The 21689-nt window shown below is 56.1% G+C and carries 19 protein-coding genes; 13 read left to right on the top strand and 6 right to left on the bottom strand.

Going from position 1 to position 21689, the window contains the following annotated elements; translation table 11 throughout:
* Window positions 1–91 precede the first annotated feature (91 nt).
* Together DEU53_RS14580 and DEU53_RS14575 are read left to right on the top strand one after the other, a co-directional pair.
* On the top strand, window positions 92–1918 hold the full coding sequence (locus DEU53_RS14580) for a glycosyltransferase family 25 protein (RefSeq protein ID WP_110867559.1): 1827 nt from the start codon (window positions 92–94) through the stop codon (window positions 1916–1918).
* Window positions 1919–1921: 3 nt separating this feature from the next.
* Complete coding sequence (locus tag DEU53_RS14575) at window positions 1922–3307, top strand: bifunctional cytidylyltransferase/SDR family oxidoreductase (protein ID WP_110867558.1); 1386 nt, start codon at window positions 1922–1924, stop codon at window positions 3305–3307.
* 53 nt (window positions 3308–3360) lie between these two features.
* Here DEU53_RS14575 and mrcB read toward each other — a convergent pair whose 3' ends face one another.
* Entirely contained in the window at window positions 3361–5898 is a 2538-nt protein-coding gene (gene mrcB / locus DEU53_RS14570; protein WP_110867557.1) for a bifunctional glycosyl transferase/transpeptidase, read from the bottom strand.
* A 98-nt stretch (window positions 5899–5996) separates the two neighbouring features.
* Window positions 5997–8471 carry an ATP-dependent helicase HrpB gene (hrpB, locus tag DEU53_RS14565; RefSeq protein ID WP_110867556.1) on the bottom strand — a complete coding sequence of 825 codons (2475 nt, stop codon included), beginning with the start codon at window positions 8469–8471 and terminating at the stop codon, window positions 5997–5999.
* 36 nt (window positions 8472–8507) lie between these two features.
* Here hrpB and thpR point away from each other — a divergent pair, with 36 nt between their 5' ends.
* The 9 genes from thpR to panD all read left to right on the top strand — a co-directional run bounded on the left by thpR (window position 8508) and on the right by panD (window position 15516).
* The gene (gene thpR, locus DEU53_RS14560) at window positions 8508–9047 is read left to right on the top strand and encodes an RNA 2',3'-cyclic phosphodiesterase (protein ID WP_110867555.1); all 540 of its coding nucleotides are present in this window, start codon (window positions 8508–8510) and stop codon (window positions 9045–9047) included.
* Window positions 9048–9752 carry a DNA/RNA nuclease SfsA gene (gene sfsA, locus DEU53_RS14555; protein WP_101762065.1) on the top strand — a complete coding sequence of 235 codons (705 nt, stop codon included), beginning with the start codon at window positions 9048–9050 and terminating at the stop codon, window positions 9750–9752. It begins immediately after the preceding gene.
* 246 nt (window positions 9753–9998) lie between these two features.
* Window positions 9999–10454 (top strand): RNA polymerase-binding protein DksA, encoded by a 456-nt coding sequence (dksA, locus tag DEU53_RS14545; RefSeq protein WP_007888770.1) that lies wholly within the window; start codon window positions 9999–10001, stop codon window positions 10452–10454.
* Window positions 10455–10524: 70 nt separating this feature from the next.
* Window positions 10525–11454 (top strand): tRNA glutamyl-Q(34) synthetase GluQRS, encoded by a 930-nt coding sequence (gene gluQRS, locus DEU53_RS14540; protein WP_110867554.1) that lies wholly within the window; start codon window positions 10525–10527, stop codon window positions 11452–11454.
* A gap of 38 nt (window positions 11455–11492) precedes the next feature.
* Complete coding sequence (pcnB, locus tag DEU53_RS14535) at window positions 11493–12905, top strand: polynucleotide adenylyltransferase PcnB (RefSeq protein WP_206098210.1); 1413 nt, start codon at window positions 11493–11495, stop codon at window positions 12903–12905.
* Window positions 12902–13387, top strand: coding sequence for a 2-amino-4-hydroxy-6-hydroxymethyldihydropteridine diphosphokinase (gene folK, locus DEU53_RS14530; protein WP_110867553.1), 486 nt, complete (start codon window positions 12902–12904; stop codon window positions 13385–13387). Before pcnB ends, folK begins: the two co-directional genes overlap by 4 nt.
* A gap of 42 nt (window positions 13388–13429) precedes the next feature.
* Window positions 13430–14224 carry a 3-methyl-2-oxobutanoate hydroxymethyltransferase gene (panB, locus tag DEU53_RS14525; protein ID WP_110867552.1) on the top strand — a complete coding sequence of 265 codons (795 nt, stop codon included), beginning with the start codon at window positions 13430–13432 and terminating at the stop codon, window positions 14222–14224.
* Window positions 14225–14239: 15 nt separating this feature from the next.
* Window positions 14240–15094 (top strand): pantoate--beta-alanine ligase, encoded by an 855-nt coding sequence (gene panC / locus DEU53_RS14520; protein WP_101762070.1) that lies wholly within the window; start codon window positions 14240–14242, stop codon window positions 15092–15094.
* 41 nt (window positions 15095–15135) lie between these two features.
* Complete coding sequence (gene panD / locus DEU53_RS14515) at window positions 15136–15516, top strand: aspartate 1-decarboxylase (RefSeq protein WP_007888760.1); 381 nt, start codon at window positions 15136–15138, stop codon at window positions 15514–15516.
* Window positions 15517–15598: 82 nt separating this feature from the next.
* Here the strand turns inward: panD and DEU53_RS14510 are convergent, their stop codons facing one another.
* From DEU53_RS14510 to hpt, 3 genes are all read right to left on the bottom strand, one after another.
* A complete protein-coding gene (locus DEU53_RS14510) occupies window positions 15599–16369 on the bottom strand; it encodes an ABC transporter permease (protein WP_101762076.1) in 771 nt (256 codons plus the stop codon).
* Window positions 16366–17292 (bottom strand): ABC transporter ATP-binding protein, encoded by a 927-nt coding sequence (locus DEU53_RS14505; RefSeq protein WP_101762077.1) that lies wholly within the window; start codon window positions 17290–17292, stop codon window positions 16366–16368. Before DEU53_RS14505 ends, DEU53_RS14510 begins: the two co-directional genes overlap by 4 nt.
* A 192-nt stretch (window positions 17293–17484) precedes the next feature.
* Window positions 17485–18021, bottom strand: coding sequence for a hypoxanthine phosphoribosyltransferase (hpt, locus tag DEU53_RS14500; protein WP_110867551.1), 537 nt, complete (start codon window positions 18019–18021; stop codon window positions 17485–17487).
* Window positions 18022–18186: 165 nt separating this feature from the next.
* Between hpt and DEU53_RS14495 the strand changes: the two genes are divergently transcribed.
* Window positions 18187–19476: a cystathionine gamma-synthase family protein gene (locus DEU53_RS14495; protein ID WP_110867550.1), complete on the top strand. Its 1290-nt coding sequence runs from the start codon at window positions 18187–18189 to the stop codon at window positions 19474–19476.
* On the opposite strand, the gene cueO is transcribed toward DEU53_RS14495, so the two are convergent.
* Window positions 19469–21058 carry a multicopper oxidase CueO gene (gene cueO / locus DEU53_RS14490; protein ID WP_110867549.1) on the bottom strand — a complete coding sequence of 530 codons (1590 nt, stop codon included), beginning with the start codon at window positions 21056–21058 and terminating at the stop codon, window positions 19469–19471. The two genes, DEU53_RS14495 and cueO, sit on opposite strands and share 8 nt — an antisense overlap.
* A 177-nt stretch (window positions 21059–21235) precedes the next feature.
* Between cueO and DEU53_RS14485 the strand changes: the two genes are divergently transcribed.
* Complete coding sequence (locus tag DEU53_RS14485) at window positions 21236–21583, top strand: YacC family pilotin-like protein (RefSeq protein ID WP_007888732.1); 348 nt, start codon at window positions 21236–21238, stop codon at window positions 21581–21583.
* The last annotated feature ends 106 nt before the right edge of the window (window positions 21584–21689 follow it).

Below are 21689 nucleotides of genomic sequence, written 5' to 3'. Positions count from 1 at the left end.
CCAAACCAACGATAACAAGTAAAATCATAAACTTAAAAAAATGGCCCGCTAATTGCTTATGTCCTGCATTCTCCTTCCCGCAGACACACTCATGACCGCTATAAACTGGAACATTGTTGATCGCGTTGTCTTCATCAATTTGAAGAAACGCAAAGACCGATTAACCCGCATCACTAAACAACTTAAAAAGCTGGGTTTAACCGCTGAAAAAATCGTTCGCCTGGAGGCGATCAAGCATGAAAAGGGCTACATCGGCTGCACGCAATCGCATATCGCCGCGCTGGAGATGGCACGCGATAACGGCTGGGAGCGCGTGCTGATTCTGGAGGATGATTTTAGCTTCAATGAAAGCCAGAAGAACTACGACAATCTCAACCGCTACTTTGCCGCCCTGCCGCAAATCAACTGGCAAGTGGCTTTTCTGGCGGCCAATTATCGCCGAGTCACGCCGTTAAAGAGCGTGGACTATATCGTGCGCGCTAACTTCGCATGGTGCGCATGCGCCTATATCGTAAATCACCGCTATTACACCACGCTGATTGAAAACTATCACGAGGCGCTGCAGGCGCAATTGCAAGGTGGTGCGCAGGCACAATATGCCCTTGATGTGCACTGGAATAGCCTGATGCAGCAGGATCTTTGGCTGGGCGTATTCCCCAACGCCGGTGTACAACGGCTCGATAAAAGCGATATCGAAAATAGAACGGTAGATTACCGCGCACTCTTCAGAAAACCGTTGAGTCAAATCGTTGCGCCCGCCAAATTCACACCCTCCACTTCAGGCCCAATTAAAGTCGACTTTTACTTCCAGTGGCCACCGGGTTGGACGAACTTTGAATCGGTGATTGAGGCGATGCAGGCCAATCCCGCGTTCGATTGCCGCATCGTGGTGGTGCCTTACCTGAACTGGAAGGCGAGCGATGTTAACGGCGATATTCAGCGTGAGATTCTGGGTGAAAGAGGGTTGGATTACACAGGATTTGAAGACTATCAGTTGGAGCAGCGTCAGCCCGATGTGGTGTTCTTGCAAAACCCTTACGACGAAGCACGCCCCGAAGCCTTTCGCAGCGACTACCTGCATGAGCGCGGCGTGAAAATCGCTTACATCCCTTATGCGCTCGATACCGGAATTGGCGCAGAGAGCATGGTGTATCAATATAATTTGCGTTGTCAAAATCTGGCGACGTGGATATTTGCCCGCTCGGAAAAACATAAAACTGAGTTTGCGCTGCAGTGTCAGGCAGGAAATCGCCATGTGCACGTTACCGGCCATCCTAAATTTGACCACTATCAGCGTCGTTTCCATCTCACGGATAACCTGCCGGCTCAAACGGTAACCACCTTCCTGTGGACGCCGCATTTCGTATTGCCTGGCGACCAGAAGATGTACACCACCTTCAGCCTTTACTGCTCGGCGTTCTTAAAACTGATTGAGCGTCAGGACATTCATCTGATCATTCGCCCCCATCCGCTGCTGAGCCAATGGATAGGTGAAGCCAACCCAACGGCACAAAGTCTTTATCAGCAGTTACAGCGCGCGTCGCAGCAACACACCAATCTGGAGTGGGATCTCGGGCATGATTACACGCTGACTTTTGCGCGTTCCGATGCACTCATTGCGGACGCCGGTTCCTTCCTGCTGGAATATCTGCCGTCGAAAAAACCCATCCTCTACCTCACTCACGAAACCTGTCACGGTTTGAACCGCACTGCAGAATTCATTTATGACGCCTACGACGTTGCCTGGTGTGAAAAGGATATTTTCACCTTTGTAGACAACATTGTCGCGGGTCACGATGCAATGAAAGTGCGCCGGGAACAAGTCCTGCGTGAGGAACTGCAGATAGAAGAGAGAACAGCGGGCGAGAAAATCGCTGAAATTATTTGTTCATCACTCAGACCGCAAGCGGCGGAATAAAAAATGAAAAATGTAGCCATAATACTTTCTGGCGGTACAGGCACCCGCTTTGGCAGCGACAAGCCAAAACAATTCGCCAAGTTAGCGGGACGTGCCGTGATTGAATACACCATCGAACGTTTTGAAAAATCGGCCGACATTGATGAAATTATTATCGTCTCACAAAATGAGTACATCGATTACATGTGGGAGTTGGTGGCAAAAAATCAGTGGCACAAAGTGAGTAAAGTGGTGAACGGCGGTAAGGAACGTTTTGACTCAACATATTCCGCGCTGAAAACCCTTATCAACTATGACGGTCATTGTAAAATCTTACTGCATGATGCCGTGCGTCCATTAATTAGCGACACTATTATTCGCAAATGCGTAGATGCACTTGAATCCTTTGACGCCGTAGATGTGGTGATCCCCTCAGCAGATACTTTAGTAGAAGTTCACGATGATGGCTGCATTGCCAATATTCCTCATCGTGCCAGCATGCGCCGAGGCCAGACCCCTCAGGCATTTCGTCTGGAAAAAATTCGCCAGGCTTATGAGAAAGCAGCGGCCATGGGTAAGTTTACGTTTACCTGCGACTGCGGAGTATTGCGTAATATGCTGCCTGAAACGCGTGTTATTACCGTAGAGGGCGATGAGAACAATATTAAAATCACCCATCCACTTGATCTCTTTATCGCAGAAAAATTGCTGCAGGAGAAAAGCTCACACGCATTGAATTCTGCAAATCTCGATTTCCTGCGCGATAAGCATATGGTTATTTTTGGTGGAGGTAGCGGAATTGGTCTGGAGATGATGAAAGTTGCCACGCTGTGTGGGGCCAAAGTACATATTGCCAGTCGTTCACATAATGATATCGACATTACTCATCTCGACAGCGTAAAAAACTATTTAACTAACATTGTTGCCGAGCATGGCAATATTGATTTTATCGTCAACACTGCGGGTGTCTTGATTAAGAAACCGCTCTCCACGCTTACTCAGCAGGAAGTGATGGCGCTGATTAACATTAATTATCTGGGAGCCGTAAACGTGGCAATTGCGGCAAAAGAGCGGTTAATCTGCAACTCCGGCATGTTATTGAATTTCACATCCAGTTCTTACACTCGTGGACGGGCTTTTTACGCCCTTTACTCATCGGCAAAAGCTGCGGTAGTCAATCTGACTCAGGCGCTGGCGGAAGAGTGGATTGAGGATAAAGTCAAAGTGAACTGCATCAATCCTGAGCGTACCGCCACACCGATGAGAACCGTTAATTTTGGCGAGGAACCTGCAGATTCACTGCTACATGCACGAGACGTTGCAGTAAAAAGCCTGGAAGTTCTCGTGACGCAAAGTACTGGTATGGTTATTGATATTCGCAAAAGTAACTGTAAGAATCAGCCCAGCTAACCACCTATCCCAATAAAAAAGGGCGCCGCAGCGCCCTGTGTTTTCTCAGCAACTTATTTGCTGCCGAACATATCTTTAATCCAACCCGCCACGCCGTCAGAATCTTTCTGCTCATTCTGTGGCTGCTGCTGTTGTTGCTGCTGTTGCTGCTCTTGTTGCTGCTGCAACTGCTGCTGTTGTTGCTGAACCTGCTCTTGCTGCTGCTGACACAGCGCGTTCGGATCCAGCGACCACACCGGCAGCGAACGCCATGTGCTGCTGCCCGTACCGCAGATAAAGTTACCGGCAGAATCGATATTCATCTGCGTGATATCTTCCGGCGGCGTCAGCACCAGCGGCATTGGCGCCTGGTTGTCGAGATAGCGACGATAAAGCTGCATTGCCCCGCTGGCACCGTACAGCTTCGAGGTTTGGTTGTTATCGCGGCCAACCCAGGTAATCGCCACTTCTTTGCCATCAATACCGGCGAACCAGCTATCGATCAGGTCATTGGTGGTACCGGTTTTGCCAGCCAGATGCGCTTTAGGATAACGCGCACCCAGCGCACGCGCAGTACCGTGATCGGCGACCTGCTGCATGGTGTAGAGCGTCAGATACGCCGCCTGCGCCGGTTCAACACGCTGCGCCTGCGGATAGCTCTGATACAGCACCGTGCCATCTTCCGCAATCACCGAACGCACCGCCGACAGCTCAGCGCGGTTACCGCCGCTGGCGATCGACTGGAACGCCTGCGCCACTTCAATCGGCGTCAGGTTCAGCGCACCGAGAAGCATTGACGGCACCGGATGCAGCTGATCTTTCGGCACGCCGAGCTTGTTCCAGGTATCGACCACCGCATCCAGTCCCAGCGTCATACCGAGGTTGACGGTTGGCACGTTCATCGAGTTGGTCAGCGCATCCACCAGCATCACTTTGCCGCTGAAACGACGATCGTCATTCATCGGTTTCCATATGGTGCCGTTCGGCTGTTTCAGCGCAATCGGTTCATCGGCGATCCAGCTGTTGAGGCGATAGCTGTTCGGCTGGCTCAGCGCGGTGAGATAGGTGGCCGGTTTTGCCAGCGAGCCAATCGAACGACGTGCTTGCAGCGCGCGGTTGTAACCGGCGAACTGCGGATCGGCACCGCCGACCATGGCGCGCACTTCACCGCTGAAGCGGTCCACTACCACCATCGCGGTTTCCAGATCTTTCAGGCCACGCTGTTTTTTCAGCGTTGGAATGCCTTCAATCACCGCTTTCTCTGCGGCATCCTGCGAAATCGCATCCAGCGTGGTGAAAATCTTCACGCCGGAGAGATCTTTCATTTTGTCGCCGAGCTTAGCCTGCAGCTCATTACGCACCATCTGCATAAATGCCGGCTGAGGCGTGATCACGCCGCCTTTTGGCTGCACGCCAAGCGGACGCGCCGACAGCATGTCATACAGTTCCTGATCGATGACGTTCTGCTGCTGCAACAAACGCAGCACCAGATTACGTCGCTCCAGCGCCAGTTTCGGGTTACGCCACGGATTGTACAGCGACGCGCCTTTCACCATGCCGACCAGCATCGCTTGCTGATCGAGGCTCAGCTCATCCACCGGACGACCGAAGTAGTAAAGGCTCGCCAGCGGGAAGCCGCGAATCTGATCGTTACCGGTCTGGCCGAGATACACCTCGTTGAGATACAGCTCGAGGATGCGATCTTTGCTGTAGCGCGCATCCATGATCACCGCCATATAGGCTTCACGCGCTTTACGCCACAGCGAACGCTCGTTGGTGAGGAACAGGTTTTTCACCAGCTGCTGCGTCAGCGTGCTGCCGCCCTGCACCGCTTTACCGGCGGTGATGTTGGCGAGGAACGCACGACCAATCGAATACGGGCTAATGCCGTCGTGCTCGTAGAAGTGGCGGTCTTCAGTGGCGATCAAGGTGCTCACCAGCAGATCCGGGAAACCGGCGCGCGGCACGAACAGACGCTGTTCACCGTTCGGCGACTGCAACATGGTGATCAGGCGCGGATCGAGGCGGAAGAAGCCAAAATCGCGGCCGGTATCAAGGTTTTTAATCTCGCTCAGCTCATTGTTGCTAAAGGTCAGGCGCGCGTTGATCTGCCCCTCTTTGCTGTCCGGGAAATCAAACGGACGGCGCAGCAGATCAATGGTGTTGCCTTTGACGCTAAACTCGCCCGGACGGGTAATGCGCGACACTTCGCGATACTGCGTGCCTTCCAGCAGCGCAATCATCTCTTTTTTGTCGTACGACATGCCCGGTTCAAGGCTGACCATGCGGCCATAAACGGCAGCAGGCAGTTGCCACACTTTACCGTCGATGCGGCTGCGGATTTCCGAGTCGAGATAGACGCCCCAGGCGGCCATCACCACCACAAAGACCAGGAAGAGTTTAATCAACCAGCCCAACCAGCGACGTTTGCCGCGTGGCGGACGTTTTTTACTTTTTGGTGGCACCGGTCCACTCTCCTCATCTTCTTCGTCAAAATCGTCCTGATCGATATCATCATCAAGTTCCCTGCGGCGACCCCGCCGCGCACTGCTGCGCGGCGGCTTTGGCGCTTTTCCTTTGCGCCCGATAGGTTCGCGATCGTTCCCAGACATGCTTTTATTCTCCAGGTATTGCTACGGCGGCGGCCGTTACTCTAACTGCTTTCTCATGCGACGCATGGCAGAACCCTCTGAATTCGATCCACAGCGTTTCACGATGAAAATTTCTTGGTCCGCCTTGTGGGTAAGGCGTTGGCCGGATCGTCCGGCCACGGATGCTTTGGATAGCGCCCTTTCATCTCTTTCTGCACTTCGGGATACGCACCACGCCAGAACGCCGCGAGGTCACGGGTGATCTGCAGCGGACGATGCGCGGGCGAGAGCAGCTCTAACACCAGCGGTACGCGGCCATCGGCCACCGCCGGATTCTGTGCTTCGCCAAACATCTCCTGAATCCGCACCGCCAGCGCGGGTGGCTTCTCTGCATCGTAGCGGATCGGCAGGCGGCTTCCGGTCGGCACAGTGTAATGAGTTGGCAGCACAGTATCCAGCCGCTGACGTTGTGACCATGTCAGCAAATGTAATAATGCGCTGACAAGGTTGATGCTCTGCAATCCTTTCAGATCGCGTACCGCGCTCATCTCCGGCAGCAGCCAGCTTTCAAGCGTATCGAGCAGGCTTTCATCGTCCAGTGCCGGCCACGCCTCTTCCGGCAGCCACTGCGCGGCACAGTGCACCCGCAAGCGTAGCTGTTCAGCGTCTTCTTTCCAGCCCAGCACCGACAATCCTTTTTCGCGGATCCAGCGCAGCATCGCCGGATGCAATATTTCCGCCTCCGGGCGCGCCTGCGGCTGCGCTTTTAGGACCAGCGCGCCGATCAGTTCGCGCTTCCAGGCACGTAAAGTGCCTTTATCTTCGTCCCACTCCACGTCGGTACGCTGCTCAATTAAGGTGGGGCATTCGCGGCGCAGCGCGTCGATATCCACCGGCAGCGCCAGTAACATGCGCGCCTCGGCGGCGCTGGCGCCCTGCAGCAGTGTCGGTGCAATCAGCCACTCATAGCGGCTCAAACCATCCTGCTCGTTAAGCATCGCGCCAATGCCGTTCGCCAGCTGATAGCGCGCGCTGTCGCCACGACGCTGCGCCAGACGATCGGCAAAACCGGCGGCCAGCAGCTGCGGGAACAGGTCGGGATTAATGGTGCCGCCGCTGGCGTTGAGGCGCTTCTGCCACTGACGCGCGCGGCGCTGCCAGTGCGACTGCGGATGGTTAAGCGCTTCACGCAGATCGGCGCTGCCGCTGCGTGGCGGATCTTCCAGAATCGCCACCAGCAGCGCGGCGCTGGCGATGGCATCGTTGTTTTGCCCGGCAGCCACCAGAATCGCGCTCAGGCGCGGATCGCTGCCTAGCGCGGCCATTTTTCGACCGCGCGCGTTGAGCTGGTGATTCTCCAGCGCGCCTAGCTGGGTTAACCGCTCGCACGCCGCACGCACGTTGCGCGGCGGCGGCGCGTCAAGCCACATAAGCTGCGACGCATTCTGACATCCCCATTGCAGCAGATCGATCTGCAGCGAGGTCAAATCGCTATTGAGAATTTCCGGTTCACTCTGCGCCGCCGCACGCAGCGCCTGCTCTTGTGGCAGTAAGTGCAGGCAGATGCCAGGTTCCAGACGACCAGCACGACCGGCGCGCTGCGTCATCGACGCCTGGCTGATACGCTGCGTTTGCAGCCGCGTCACGCCGCTGCGCACGTCAAACTGCGCCGAGCGCTCCAGCGCGCTATCGACCACTAAGCGGATACCTTCGATGGTCAAGCTGGTTTCGGCGATGTTGGTCGCCAGCACCACTTTGCGGCGGTCCGCCGGAGACGGCAGGATGGCACGGCGTTGCGCCTCCAGCGACAGCGCGCCATATAAAGGAGAAAGATCCACCTCGTCACTGACCCGCGCTTCCAGCTCGCGCTTAACCCGTTCGATCTCCGCCACGCCGGGCAGGAACAGCAGCAGCGATCCTGACTCTTCGCGCAGCAGTTGCGTCACCTCGCGCGCTACCGCTTCTTCAAAACGTTGCTGGCTGTTGAGCGAAGCATAGCGGCGCGTGACAGGGAAACTGCGGCCCTCAGAGACCACAAAGGGCGCATCCGGCAGCAGCTGACGCAAACGCTGATTATCGAGCGTGGCAGACATCAGCAGAATTTTCAGATCGTCGCGCAATCCTTGCTGCACATCGAGCAGCAGCGCCAGCGCGAGATCGGCCTGCAGGCTGCGTTCATGGAATTCATCGAGGATCACCAGCGAGACGCCTTCCAGCATCGGATCGCGCTGCAACATGCGCGTCAAAATGCCTTCGGTGACCACTTCGAGGCGCGTGTTGGCACCGCAGCAGTTTTCACCGCGCATGCGATAGCCAACGATGCCGCCCGGCTGCTCGCCAAGCTGTTCTGCCAGACGCTGCGCCACGTTGCGTGCCGCCAGTCGGCGCGGCTCCAGCATGATGATGCGGCCGGGCAATGGGGTGTGTTGCAGCAGTTGTAATGGCAGCCAGGTTGATTTACCTGCGCCGGTCGGCGCCGCCAGCAACACCTGCGGCGACTGCGCCAGCGCGTCCAGCAACGCAGGCAGCACCTCGCTTACCGGTAACTCACTCAAACTCAACTCCCAAAATGCCTGTGCTAAGATGGCGCGCATTGTAGCACTCTGAGGCGCGGATTACCGGAGGCTAACCTGGCAACGCAACGTCTGTTTTTTGCTCTTGAACTGCCCGCTCCGCTCCAGCAACAGTTGGTGCAGTGGCGCGCGGATAATTTTGCTGCCGAAGCCGGGAAACCGGTGGCGGCGGCCAACCTGCACCTGACGCTGGCGTTTCTCGGTGAGGTCAGCGATGAGACGTCACGCAAGCTGCAGCGGCTGGCCTCACGCATCGAACAGCCCGGTTTTGCCCTCGATTTGGATGACGCCGGTCACTGGCCACGTCCCGGCGTGGTGTGGCTGGGTTGTCAGCGGGCGCCGCGCGAATTACTGCAGCTCGCCAGCCTGCTGCGCGCACAAGCCGCACGTCATGGCTGCGCACAGAGCCCTCAGCCGTTTCATCCGCACGTCACGCTGTTGCGCCACGCAGCGTCACAGATCGCGCTGCCGCCGCGCGGTTTTCACTGGCGCACCGATATCCGCCATTTTGCGCTGTTCGCTTCGAACGTGACGCGCGGCCGCACACGTTATCAGGCGCTGGCCCGCTGGCCGCTACTATCATCCACAGGAGAGTAAATGGAATTCGATCCGCCGCTTAAACCCGCCCGCTTGATTGCCCGTTACAAACGCTTTTTAGCCGATGTGGTTACGCCAGAAGGTGAAACGCTGACCATTCACTGCGCCAATACCGGCGCGATGACCGGCTGCGCCACGCCGGGCGATACCGTGTGGTATTCGACATCCAGCAGTGCCACGCGGAAATATCCGCACAGTTGGGAACTCACCGAGACCCAACAAGGCCACTGGATCTGCGTGAATACGCTGCGCGCCAATCAGCTGGTGCGCGAGGCGCTGACGCTCGACACGATTCCGGAATTATCCGCTTACAGCCGCTGCCAGCCTGAAGTGAAATACGGCACGGAAAAAAGCCGAATTGACTTCCTGCTGCAAGCGGATGGCCGATCCAACTGCTATATTGAAGTCAAGTCCGTCACCCTTTTACAGGCAGGTAAAGGCTATTTTCCGGATGCGGTGACGGCTCGTGGACAGAAACATCTGCGCGAATTGAGCACCATCGTGGCAGAAGGTCATCGAGCCGTTTTGTTGTTCGCAGTTCTGCATACGGGGATTGAGGACGTTTCCCCGGCACGCCATATCGACGTGCACTACGCAGAACTACTGGAACAGGCGCAGCGTGGTGGTGTGGAAGTTTTAGCGTATCAAGCTCAAATTTCACCGTTAAAGATATTACTTACGCAACCGATTAACGTAGCGTTGTAATATTTAAAGCAATTTGGTGTGATAGGAATGTTCTGGGCGAGGCGCTGAATACGCGATTGTTCAGAGGCTTGTCAAGTAGTGGTCAGGAATAATTGCCAACCTTGATGGCTTCTGCTATTTATAGCGGCCTGTTTTTTCCCTTTATGGGAATCGATAAGCCCTAAATCGTTTAGGTTGCAGGCACACAGTCAACACACATGCAACTTGACGTATCTAGGGAAGTGCGTGTTATCCAGGAGAAACAACATGCAAGAAGGGCAAAACCGTAAAACATCGTCCCTGAGTATCCTCGCCATCGCTGGAGTGGAGCCGTATCAGGTGAAACCGGGCGAAGAGTATATGAACGACGCCCAGCTAGGCCATTTCCGTAAGATTCTGGAAGCCTGGCGCAACCAACTTCGGGATGAAGTAGATCGCACTGTGTCACATATGCAGGACGAAGCTGCCAACTTCCCGGATCCGGTCGACCGTGCTGCGCAGGAAGAAGAGTTCAGCCTGGAATTGCGTAACCGCGATCGTGAGCGCAAACTCATTAAAAAGATTGAGAAAACGCTCAAGAAAGTGGATGACGACGATTTCGGTTACTGCGACTCCTGCGGTGTAGAAATTGGTATTCGCCGCCTTGAAGCGCGTCCGACTGCCGATCTCTGCATTGACTGCAAAACGCTGGCAGAAATCCGCGAGAAGCAGATGGCTGGCTAATGGCCGTAAGCAAATTGCTACCGCACAGCCGGGAAAATCCCTGTTTTCCCGACGTGCGGTACACTTCGTTATGAATCCTTCAAACTGCATTGGGCGTTTCGCTCCCTCCCCTTCTGGTGACCTCCATTTTGGTTCGCTGATTGCTGCGTTAGGCAGTTACCTGAGTGCGCGCGCGCAACAGGGACGCTGGCTGGTGCGCATCGAAGATATCGATCCCCCGCGTGAAGTTCCCGGTGCCGCAACGCGTATTTTGCAGCAGCTGGAACATTATGGTCTTTACTGGGATGGCGACGTTTTATGGCAGTCACAGCGCCACGATGCCTATCGCGCCGCGCTAAGCTGGCTGCAAACGCATCGACAAAGTTACTTCTGCACCTGCACGCGTAGCCGCATCCAGCACCTGGGCGGTTTTTACGATGGTCACTGCCGCGATTTGCAGCTGCCGCCGGACAACGCCGCGCTGCGCCTGCGTCAGCATGCGCCGGTTAGCGGCTTTGACGATCGCCTGCGTGGCCATTTACAGGCTGAAGCGCAGCTGGCGCAGGAAGATTTTATTATCCATCGCCGTGATGGGCTGTTTGCCTACAATCTTGCGGTGGTGGTTGATGACCATTTTCAGGGCGTAACGGAAATCGTGCGCGGCGCGGATTTGATTGAGCCCACGGTGCGCCAGATTGCGCTGTATCAGCAGTTTGCCTGGCCAGTGCCGGATTATCTGCATTTGCCGCTGGCGATCAATCGCGATGGCAACAAGCTTTCCAAGCAGAATCATGCGCCCGCGCTGCCCGCTGGCGATGCGCGGCCGCTGCTGGTGCAGGCTTTACGCTTTCTTGGTCAGCCGGTTTCGGCTGGCTGGCAGGATGAATCGCTGGAAAGCCTGTTGAAACAGGCCGTCGCGCAGTGGAATATCCGCCTGATTCCGTTGCAGAACGGTCTTAAAGAGGATGAAACGACATCACCATTCCTAAATGGTTCTCAACAGGCTATGATTAGCCGCTGATTTTATTAACACCCTTTTTCTCACTGTCGAGGTGTCCCATTTTTACCCGAGTCGCTAATTTTTGCCGGAGAGTCCTCAAGCGTGATGAGGAGGCGCCTGAAGAGGTGGAAGCTGAAAGTCCTGGTCAGATGACTGTCATTCCACGAGAAAGCCACAACATCTCACGCAAAGATATCAGCGAAAACGCCCTCAAAGTGCTCTATCGTCTGAACAAAGCCGGATTCGAAGCCTACCTGGTTGGCGGCGGCGTGCGCGATTTGCTGCTCGGCAGCAAGCCGAAAGACTTTGATATCACCACCAACGCCACGCCTGAACAGATGCGTAAGCTGTTCCGCAACTGCCGTTTGGTGGGTCGTCGTTTTCGTCTGGCACATGTGATGTTCGGTCCGGAAGTGATCGAAGTCGCCACCTTCCGTGGTCATCATCATGAAGAGAGCGAAGAAGATCGCAACAGCTCGCAGCGCGGCCAAAACGGCATGCTGCTGCGCGACAACATTTTCGGCAGCATTGAAGACGATGCACAGCGCCGCGATCTCACCATCAACAGCCTCTATTACAGCGTGGCCGATTTCACCGTACGTGATTACGTCGGTGGCTTGCACGATTTGCACGAAGGCATCATTCGCATGATTGGCGATCCGGAAACGCGCTACCGCGAAGATCCGGTGCGCATGCTGCGTGTGGTGCGCTTCGCCGCCAAGCTGCAGATGCGTATCGCGGCAGAAACGGCCGAGCCGATCCCGCGTCTGGCGACGCTGCTGAATGACATTCCGCCGGCGCGCATGTTTGAAGAGTCGCTCAAGCTGCTGCAGGCTGGTTACGGCTACCGCACCTATCAGATGATGCGTGAATATCAGCTGTTCCAGCCGCTGTTCCCGATGCTGACGCGCGGTTTCACCGCCGAAAGCGACAGCCTGATGGAACGTATGCTGGCGCAGGTTCTGAAAAATACGGATACCCGCTTGCAAAATGATATGCGCGTCAATCCGGCTTTCCTGTTTGCCGCGATGTTCTGGTATCCGCAGCTGGAATCCGCCGAACGCATTGCGCAGGAAAGCGGCCTGACTTATTACGATGCTTTCGCCTTGTCGATGAACGAAACGCTTGATGAAGCCTGCCGCGCGCTGGCGATTCCCAAGCGTATCACCACGCTGATTCGTGATATCTGGCAGCTGCAGCTGCGCATGTCGCGTCGTCACGGCAAACGTGCGTGGAAGCTGATGGAGCATCCTAAGTTCCGTGCCGCTTATGATTTGATGGCGCTGCGTGCCGACGTGGAAAACAATCCTGAGCTGCAAAAGCTGACGCATTGGTGGGGCGAGTTCCAGGCGGCGGCACCGGTGCAGCAGAAAACCATGATGACCACGCTGGGCGACGATCCGGCCCCGCGCCGTAAACCGCGCCGTCCGCGTCGCCGTCCAACCGGGCCTCGCACAAACAGTCCGCAATGACCCGCGTTTACCTCGCTTTAGGCAGTAATCTGGCCGATCCGCTGCATCAGGTTGATGCAGCGTTGGCCGCGCTCGATGCCATTCCGCATACCTCGCGCATCGCCACATCTTCCCTGTATCGCACGCCGCCGTACGGCCCGCCGGATCAGCCTGATTACCTTAATGCGGCAGTGGCGCTGGAAACCGCGCTGGACGCTGAGGCGCTGCTCGATCATACCCAGCGCATTGAGCTGGAACAGGGTCGCGTGCGCAAAGCTGAACGCTGGGGACCGCGCACGCTGGATCTCGATATCATGCTGTTTGGCAACCAGACCATTAACACGCCGCGCCTGACCGTGCCGCACTACGACATGCACAATCGCGCATTTATGCTGGTACCGCTGCTGGAAATTGCCCCGCAATTGTCGCTGCCGAATGGACAAGCCTTATCTGTGATTCTTGCCACCCTGGATCGCAGCGCTATCCGTTTGTGGTCTGAGTAAGCCGTAGTACACTGCGCGCATCAGAAAACTCTGGAGCGTGTGATGAAACCAACAACCCTCTCCCATTTACGCCAACTTAAAACCAGCGGGCGCAAATTTGCCACGCTGACGGCGTACGACTTCAGTTTTGCCCGCCTGTTTGCCGATGAAGGCATTCAGGTAATGCTGATTGGCGATTCGCTCGGCATGACCGTGCAGGGCCATGAATCGACCTTGCCGGTCACCGTGGACGATATCGCCTATCACACCGCCGCCGTGCGCCGTGGCGCACCGCTGGCGCTGCTGATGGCCGATCTGCCGTTTATGAGTTACCCCACGCCAGAACAGACGTTTACTAACGCCGCACAGCTGATGCGCGCCGGCGCCAATATGGTGAAGCTGGAAGGCGGCGAGTGGCTGGCAGAAACCGTGCGTATGCTAACCGAGCGCGCCGTGCCGGTGTGCGGCCATTTGGGCCTGACGCCGCAGTCGGTGAACATCTTCGGTGGCTACAAAGTGCAGGGCCGCGATGAAGCCGCCGCTGAACGTCTGCTGGCCGATGCGCTGGCGCTGGAAGCCGCCGGTATGCAGCTGCTGGTGCTGGAGTGCGTACCGGTGGCGCTGGCGGAACGCGTTACGAAAGCGCTGTCGGTGCCGGTGATCGGCATCGGCGCGGGCAACGTCACTGACGGCCAGATTCTGGTGATGCACGACGCCTTTGGCATTACCGGCGGTCACATTCCCAAATTTGCCAAAAATTTCCTCGCAGAAACCGGCGACATTCGTGCAGCGATTCGCCACTATATCGCCGACGTTGAAGCGGGCCTCTATCCAGCCGCTGAACACAGTTTCCAGTAAATCAGGAGATTTGCAGTGCTGATCATTGAAACACTGCCGATGCTGCGTCGTGAGATTCGTCGCTGGCGTCAGGCAGGTAAACGTATTGCGCTGGTGCCCACCATGGGTAACCTGCACGACGGTCATCTGACGTTGGTCGATGAAGCGCGCGAGCGCGCTGACGTTGTAGTGGTCTCGATTTTCGTCAATCCGATGCAGTTTGATCGTCCCGACGATTTAGCGCGCTATCCGCGCACGCTGCAGGACGACTGCGAGAAGCTGAATCGTCATAGCGTGGATCTGGTGTTTGCGCCCGCGCCCGCCGATGTCTATCCCAAAGGCCTGGATAGCCAAACCTTTGTGGAAGTGCCGGGTTTATCATCGCTGCTGGAAGGCGCCAGCCGTCCGGGACACTTCCGCGGCGTCTCCACCATCGTCAGCAAACTGTTTAATCTGGTGCAGCCAGACATCGCCTGCTTCGGCGAGAAGGATTTCCAGCAGCTGGCGATTATCCGCAAGATGGTGGCGGATATGGGCTTCGATATCGAGATTGTGGGCGTGCCAACGGTACGCGCAAAAGATGGCCTGGCGTTGAGTTCGCGCAATGGCTATCTCACCGCCGACGAGCGTAATATTGCAGCCGGTCTTAGCCAGGTGATGAACAGCATGGCCGAACGTCTGAGCAACGGCGAGCGCCATGTTGAAGAGATTATCGAGCAAGCGGAAGTGGCGTTGCGTGAGAAGGGTTTCCGTCCGGATGGACTGGCGATTTGCGATGCCGAAACCTTACAAGCGCTGAACGTGGACAGCCAGCGCGCGGTGATTTTGATGGCCGCATGGCTCGGCAATGCGCGTCTGATTGATAATCAGCAAGTGGATCTGACGGAGTAGTTTTCCGTTGTTTATTGGCAGCTTAACAAGGTTAGACAGTTATGATTCGCACCGTACTTCAAGGCAAACTGCATCGCGTTAAAGTCACTCAGGCAGATTTGCATTACGAAGGTTCCTGCGCCATTGACCAGGATTTCCTCGACGCCTCCGGCATTCTGCAATACGAAGCCATCGACATTTACAACGTCACCAACGGCCAGCGTTTTTCCACCTACGCGATTGCCGCTGAACGTGGCTCGAAGATCATCTCAGTCAACGGTGCCGCCGCACGCTGCGCCTGCGCTGGTGACATCATGATCATCTGCTCTTACGTGCAGGTCGAAGATGAAGTCGCACGCAGCTGGCAGCCGAAAGTTGCCTACTTCGAAGGCGATAACGAAATGAAGCGCCTCGCTAAGGCGTTGCCAGTTCAGGTGGCTTGATATAACAAGGGCGCGGTTTTCACACCACGCCCTTTTCTTTGGTTGCCATGAATGGCGATCTTTTTGAAGATCACTCCCAAATCTACGTACGTAACCCACGCCCACGCTGAATCAGCGAATACACCAGCACATAAAACACCACGATAAAGGCGATCAGCACAGATAGCGTGAACACCAGCGGCACATCGTTGATGCCGAGGAAACCGTAACGGAAGCCGCTGATCATATACACCACCGGATTCAGCTTCGACACCGCTTGCCAGAACGGTGGCAGCAGCGTCAGCGAGTAGAACACGCCGCCGAGATAGGTTAACGGCGTCAGCACGAAGGTGGGAATCAGGCTGATATCGTCAAAAGTGCGCGCGAATACCGCATTCAGTAGACCCGCCAGTGAGAACAGAATCGCCGTCAGCAGCAGCGTCAGCGCCACCATTGACCACGAATGCACGTGGAACGGCACGAAGAACAACGAAATCGCGGTAACCAAAATCCCCACGCACACGCCGCGCGCCACGCCGCCGCCGACATAACCGGCGATAATGATGTGCGTTGGCACCGGTGCCACCAGCAGCTCTTCAATGTTGCGCTGGAACTTGGCGCTAAAGAACGACGATGCCACGTTGGCGTAAGCGTTAGTGATCACCGCCATCATAATCAGGCCCGGCACGATAAACTGCATGTAGCTGAAACCGTGCATATCGCCGATGCGTGAACCGATCAGATTGCCGAAGATAATGAAGTAGAGCGTCATGGTGATCACCGGCGGCACCAGCGTCTGAATCCAGATGCGGGCGAAGCGATTGATCTCTTTGCTCCAGATGCTCTTGAGCGCCACCCAATACAAGTGCGTCATGCTTTCACTCCTGTTTTTCCCTGTGTCAGGCTGACGAACAGCTCCTCAAGGCGGTTAGCTTTGTTACGCATGCTCAGCACCTGCACGCCCTGCGTGCTCAGCTGGCTGAACACGCTGTTCAGACCTTGCTCACGCATCACTTCCACTTCCAGCGTCGAGGTATCGACCAGTCGATACTGGAAGCCCTCCAGCTGCGGCAGCGGGCTACGCGGCGCCAGATCGAGGATAAAGGTTTCGGATTGCAGCTTGGAGAGCAACCCTTTCATCGAGGTGTTCTCCACCAGCTCGCCGCTCTGAATAATACCGATATTGCGGCACAGCATTTCCGCCTCTTCCAAATAGTGCGTGGTGAGGATGATGGTGGTGCCTTTAATGTTCAGCTCTTTCAGGAAACTCCACATCGAACGGCGCAGTTCGATATCTACGCCCGCGGTCGGTTCATCGAGGATCAGCAGCTTCGGCTCATGCATCAGCGCACGCGCGATCATCAGGCGGCGCTTCATACCGCCCGAAAGCATGCGCGCACGTTCGTTGCGTTTGCCCCACAGGTCGAGCTGATTGAGGTATTTTTCCGCGCGCTTGTTAGCTTCAGCGCGTTCAACACCGTAATAACCAGCCTGATTGACCACGATCTGCATTACGGTTTCAAACGGGTTGAAGTTGAACTCCTGCGGCACCAGCCCAAGCTGGCGCTTGGCGTTGACCACATCTTTTTGCAGGTCATAGCCAAACACGCGCACGCTGCCGCCGGTTTTATTCACTAACGAGCTGATAATACCGATGGTGGTGGATTTACCGGCGCCGTTTGGCCCCAGCAGGGCGTAAAAGTCGCCCGCTTCCACGTTGAGATCGAGTCCTTTCAGCGCCTGTACGCCGCCGGGATAGGTTTTGGTCAGCCCGGAAATTTCCAGTGCATATGTCATTGCGAATCCATACCTTGTTGTAGAGACATCAAAGGCCTATGAAAATGGTAATGCGCACGAGCGATGTCGCGGTCATTAACATTAAGAAATCAATGGAGTTTAGCAGAGAGTCGAGCCAGCCCATAAACCGTTGGCTTACGGGCTGCGCAGTGTATCGCAGGCGGGGAAGTTTAGCCTTGGACGATTGTGCGGTTATTCACCGGTCGGGATAACTTTGCCGATATACGGCAGATGGCGATAGCGCTGGGCGTAATCGATACCAAAGCCGACCACGAACTCATCGGGAATGGTAAAGCCAACATATTCAACCGTGACGTCCACTTCACGACGCTCTGGCTTATCCAGCAAGGTACAAATCGCCAGTGACTTTGGCTCGCGCAGGCGCAGGATTTCACGCACTTTGCTCAGCGTATTGCCGGAATCGATGATGTCTTCCACGATCAGCACATCCTTGCCACGAATATCTTCATCAAGATCTTTGAGGATTTTCACATCGCGGCTGCTCGACATGCCGCTGCCGTAGCTTGACGCCGTCATAAAGTCGACTTCATGCGGCACGTCGATGGCGCGGCACAGATCGGCCATAAACATAAAGGAGCCGCGCAGCAAACCCACCAGCACCATTTCGCTGCCGCTGTTGCGGTAGTGCTCGTTGATCTGCTTGCCCAGTTCGGCAATTCGGGTTGCGATCTCTTGCTCGGAGATCATCACGTCGACGGTATGTTTCATTGCATGCGTCCAGTTACGGTTTTTGGAAAGCCACGAAGTCTATCATAGACGAGCCAGCGTCTAACGCCGCGCACAGAACGCAAACGATTCCGTGGCGAAATTTATCGCGCTGGCGTTAACTGTAGGAACACGTCCGCCCCTTTACCGCCGAGTTCTGGAGTTCCTATGACCGCTTCATCCAGTAAAAAAACCAAGATTGGTACGCGCGATCTGCACCCGGAAACGCAGATGCTGAATTACGGTTACGATCCGCAGTTATCGGAAGGCGCGGTGAAACCGCCAGTGTTTCTTACCTCCACCTTCGTGTTTAACAGCGCCGAAGAGGGGCAGGACTTTTTCGATTTCGTCGCCGGGCGCAAGCAGCCGCCGGAAGGCAAAACTGGTGGGCTGGTCTATTCACGCTTCAATCATCCCAACAGCGAAATCGTAGAAGATCGGCTGGCGGTGTATGAAGGCGCGGAAAGCGCGGCGCTGTTCTCTTCCGGCATGTCGGCGATTGCCACCACGCTGCTGACGTTTGCGCGTCCGGGCGAAGTGATTCTGCATTCCCAGCCGCTGTACGGCGGCACCGAAACGCTGCTGAGCAAAACGCTGCACGATTTGGAGATCAAAGCGGTGGGTTTCAGCGATGGCACCGATGAAGATAAGGTGCATGAAGCGGCGAAGCTGGCATGGCAGCGCGGACGCGTGGCGCTGATTCTGATTGAGACGCCCGCCAATCCCACCAACAGCCTGGTGGATATTCAGTTGATGCAGCAGGTGGCGGATGTGATTGCGCAGCAGCAAGGTTCACGGCCGATTCTCGCCTGCGATAACACGCTGCTCGGGCCGGTGTTTCAACAGCCGTTGCAGCATGGCGCAGATTTGTCGCTCTATTCACTGACCAAATATGTCGGCGGCCATTCGGACCTGATTGCCGGTGCGGTGCTGGGTAGCAAAGCGTTGATCGGCAAGGTACGTTCGCTGCGCAGCGCCATCGGCACGCAGCTGGATCCGCACTCCAGCTGGATGATTGGCCGCTCGCTGGAAACGCTGTCGCTGCGTATGGAGAAAGCCACCAGCAATGCCGAAAACGTGGCGGCGTTTTTACGCGATCATCCGCAGGTTGAAAAACTGCATTGGCTGCCGTATCTGGCGGCAGAAAGTCCGGCGGGCAAAACGTATCAGCACCAGTGCAGCGGCGCGGGTTCAACCTTCTCGTTTGATATCCGTGGCGGGCAAGCGGCGGCGTTCCGTTTCCTTAATACGCTGGAACTGTTCAAGCTGGCGGTGAGCCTCGGCGGCACCGAATCGCTTGCCAGCCATCCTGCCAGCACCACCCATTCGGGCGTGCCGCAGGATGTGCGGCAACGTATTGGCATCACCGATGCGACCGTGCGCTTGTCGATTGGTATCGAACATCCTGACGACCTGATCGAGGATATCCGCCTGGCGCTGGAGGCGTCGGTTAACTGACGCTAAAACCGAGCATCATGCCGGTATCTTCATGCTCCAGCAGATGGCAATGCGCCATGTACGCATTGTCGGCGTTAGCGACATAGTTGAAGCGCACCAGCACTTCGCTGCGCCAGCCGTTAACGCTGACGATGTCCTTCCAGCCTGCGCGATGCGGCGCAGGCGGCTTGCCGTTTTCTGACAGGATGCGGAACTGCGTGCCGTGAATGTGGAACGGATGCAGCATGTGATCGCCTTCACCGGAAATCGTCCACTTCTCCACTTTGCCCAATTCCACGTTGAACATCGGCTTGGTCATATTAAATGCCTGACCGTTAATCTTGTTGCCATTATGGAAATCATAGGCGGCAGTTTTGCCGTGGCTGCCGTGATCCATCGCCATATCGCCATGATCCATCGGCTTCGCGCTATCACTCATCGCCATGTTGCCATGATCCATTTTCATGCCGCCCATGGCTTTATCGCCGTAACGATCCATCAGCGCCTGCATACCTTGCTGATCAAGCTGCGGATCCATCATCAGCTGCAGCCAGCGGCTTTGCAGGCCTTCGGTGGCGGGAATAGGCGGCAGATCCACCAGCTTGTCCGGCAGCGTACCGCTGGCCATCACGCGCAGCGGCAGAATGTTGACCAGCGGCAGCGGTTGGTCAAACGGCGCCAGCGTCATGCCCATCTGCGTCACCGGCAGCGTCACCACGTCGAAGGCTTTGCCATCTGACGTATCCACCAGCACTTCAAAACGCTCGCCCGGCAGCAGCGGCAAGCTATCCACTTTCACCGGCTCGGCCAGCAAACCGCCGTCGCTGCCAATCACATACAGCGGACGTCGATCGCTGGTGGCGATATGCAGCGAACGCGCGTTACAGCCGTTAAGCAAACGCAGACGCAGCCAGCCGCGTGGCACCGCATGCTGCGGATATTGCACGCCGTTGGTGAGCATCATGTCGCCAAACCAGCCGACGGCGGCACGCATGATATCGAGCTGATAATCGATTTGCGTTCCCGCTTTATTTAGCTGCTTATCCTGGAAAATCAGCGGCACATCGTCTTCGCCCCACTGCATCGGCAAACGCAGCTTGCCGGACGCTTCATCTTCCAGCAGCACCAAACCCGCCAGACCTTGCGCCACCTGATAACCGGTTTTGCCGTGGTGATGCGGATGGAACCAGCAGGTCGCGGCGGGTTGATCAGGGGTGAAACTGACCTGACGCGTCGCGCCGGGCGCAATAATCCCTTGCGGGCCGCCATCAACATCGCCGGGGATCTCCAGCCCGTGCCAGTGCAAGGTGGTGGCTTCCGGCAGTTGGTTATGGATGTTCACCGTGACGGCTTTTTCGCGTTGCAGACGCAGCGCGGGTCCGAGCAATCCACCGTTGTATCCCCAGGTAGGCACCGCTTTGCCATTCCATTGGCTGCTACCGGTCATGGCGGTCAAGGTGTATTGCCCGCGGGCATCAGGCTGCAAAATGGAGGGAATCGGTAATAATGGGCGCGTGGCGGCCATTAGTGAGCGGCTCCACAGCGGCAGCGCACCGGCGGCGCTGAGTGCGGCAGTCAACTTTAGAAAATGACGACGTTGCATATTCTTATCCTTGTCGTGAATAAGGGCACAGCGTAAACCTTTACCCTGCGGGAGGGTCAAGCCCTGAAACAGATTGCACTGATAAAAAGGGTGGGAATGGCCCGAAAGGGCAAATTTAGCGGAATAGCGGCAATAACTGTGCTAACGTCAATAAATTGTCCCTTGTTGAGAATGATTATGACGAAAAGCATCAAGATCCTGCTGCTGGCGGGACTCCTTGGCTTCTCCTCCACCAGTTTTGCCCTGAGCGAATCCGAAGCAGAAGATCTGGCCGACCTCACCGCCGTGTTCGTTTATCTCAAGAACGATTGTGGCTATCAGGATTTGCCGGACGCACAGATTCGTAAAGCACTGGTGTTTTTCGCCCAACAGAACCGTTGGGATTTAAGCAACTACAGCAATTACAACATGAAGTCGCTGGGCGAAGAGAGCTACAAGGATTTGAGCGGTATCGCCATTACCAACGACAAGAAGTGTAAGTCGCTGGCGCGCGATTCGTTGAGTTTGCTGGCTTACGTTAAGTAATCATTGCCCGCAGGTTGGTGCTTGCTGTCCCCCTCCTCGGTCCTCCCCCACAAGTGGGGGGAGGAAGATGCTGCAATATGTCAGTTCGAGAGTTGCATGTGGCAGC

This window comes from Pantoea sp. AG1095, assembly GCF_003208415.1.
GTDB classification, from domain to species: domain Bacteria; phylum Pseudomonadota; class Gammaproteobacteria; order Enterobacterales; family Enterobacteriaceae; genus Pantoea; species Pantoea leporis.
Note: the sequence above shows the minus strand (reverse complement) of the source record. Positions and strands in the feature narration are given on the sequence as shown.

Excerpts from the sequence above, each read along its gene's own strand:
- DEU53_RS14580 (WP_110867559.1), top strand. The coding sequence starts at position 92 with ATGACCGCTATAAACTGGAACATTGTTGATCGCGTTGTCTTCATCAAT.
- DEU53_RS14575 (WP_110867558.1), top strand. The coding sequence starts at position 1,922 with ATGAAAAATGTAGCCATAATACTTTCTGGCGGTACAGGCACCCGCTTT.
- mrcB (WP_110867557.1), bottom strand. The coding sequence starts at position 5,898 with ATGTCTGGGAACGATCGCGAACCTATCGGGCGCAAAGGAAAAGCGCCA.
- hrpB (WP_110867556.1), bottom strand. The coding sequence starts at position 8,471 with ATGCGCGCCATCTTAGCACAGGCATTTTGGGAGTTGAGTTTGAGTGAG.
- sfsA (WP_101762065.1), top strand. The coding sequence starts at position 9,048 with ATGGAATTCGATCCGCCGCTTAAACCCGCCCGCTTGATTGCCCGTTAC.
- dksA (WP_007888770.1), top strand. The coding sequence starts at position 9,999 with ATGCAAGAAGGGCAAAACCGTAAAACATCGTCCCTGAGTATCCTCGCC.
- gluQRS (WP_110867554.1), top strand. The coding sequence starts at position 10,525 with ATGAATCCTTCAAACTGCATTGGGCGTTTCGCTCCCTCCCCTTCTGGT.
- folK (WP_110867553.1), top strand. The coding sequence starts at position 12,902 with ATGACCCGCGTTTACCTCGCTTTAGGCAGTAATCTGGCCGATCCGCTG.
- panB (WP_110867552.1), top strand. The coding sequence starts at position 13,430 with ATGAAACCAACAACCCTCTCCCATTTACGCCAACTTAAAACCAGCGGG.
- panD (WP_007888760.1), top strand. The coding sequence starts at position 15,136 with ATGATTCGCACCGTACTTCAAGGCAAACTGCATCGCGTTAAAGTCACT.
- DEU53_RS14510 (WP_101762076.1), bottom strand. The coding sequence starts at position 16,369 with ATGACGCACTTGTATTGGGTGGCGCTCAAGAGCATCTGGAGCAAAGAG.
- DEU53_RS14505 (WP_101762077.1), bottom strand. The coding sequence starts at position 17,292 with ATGACATATGCACTGGAAATTTCCGGGCTGACCAAAACCTATCCCGGC.
- hpt (WP_110867551.1), bottom strand. The coding sequence starts at position 18,021 with ATGAAACATACCGTCGACGTGATGATCTCCGAGCAAGAGATCGCAACC.
- DEU53_RS14495 (WP_110867550.1), top strand. The coding sequence starts at position 18,187 with ATGACCGCTTCATCCAGTAAAAAAACCAAGATTGGTACGCGCGATCTG.
- cueO (WP_110867549.1), bottom strand. The coding sequence starts at position 21,058 with ATGCAACGTCGTCATTTTCTAAAGTTGACTGCCGCACTCAGCGCCGCC.
- DEU53_RS14485 (WP_007888732.1), top strand. The coding sequence starts at position 21,236 with ATGACGAAAAGCATCAAGATCCTGCTGCTGGCGGGACTCCTTGGCTTC.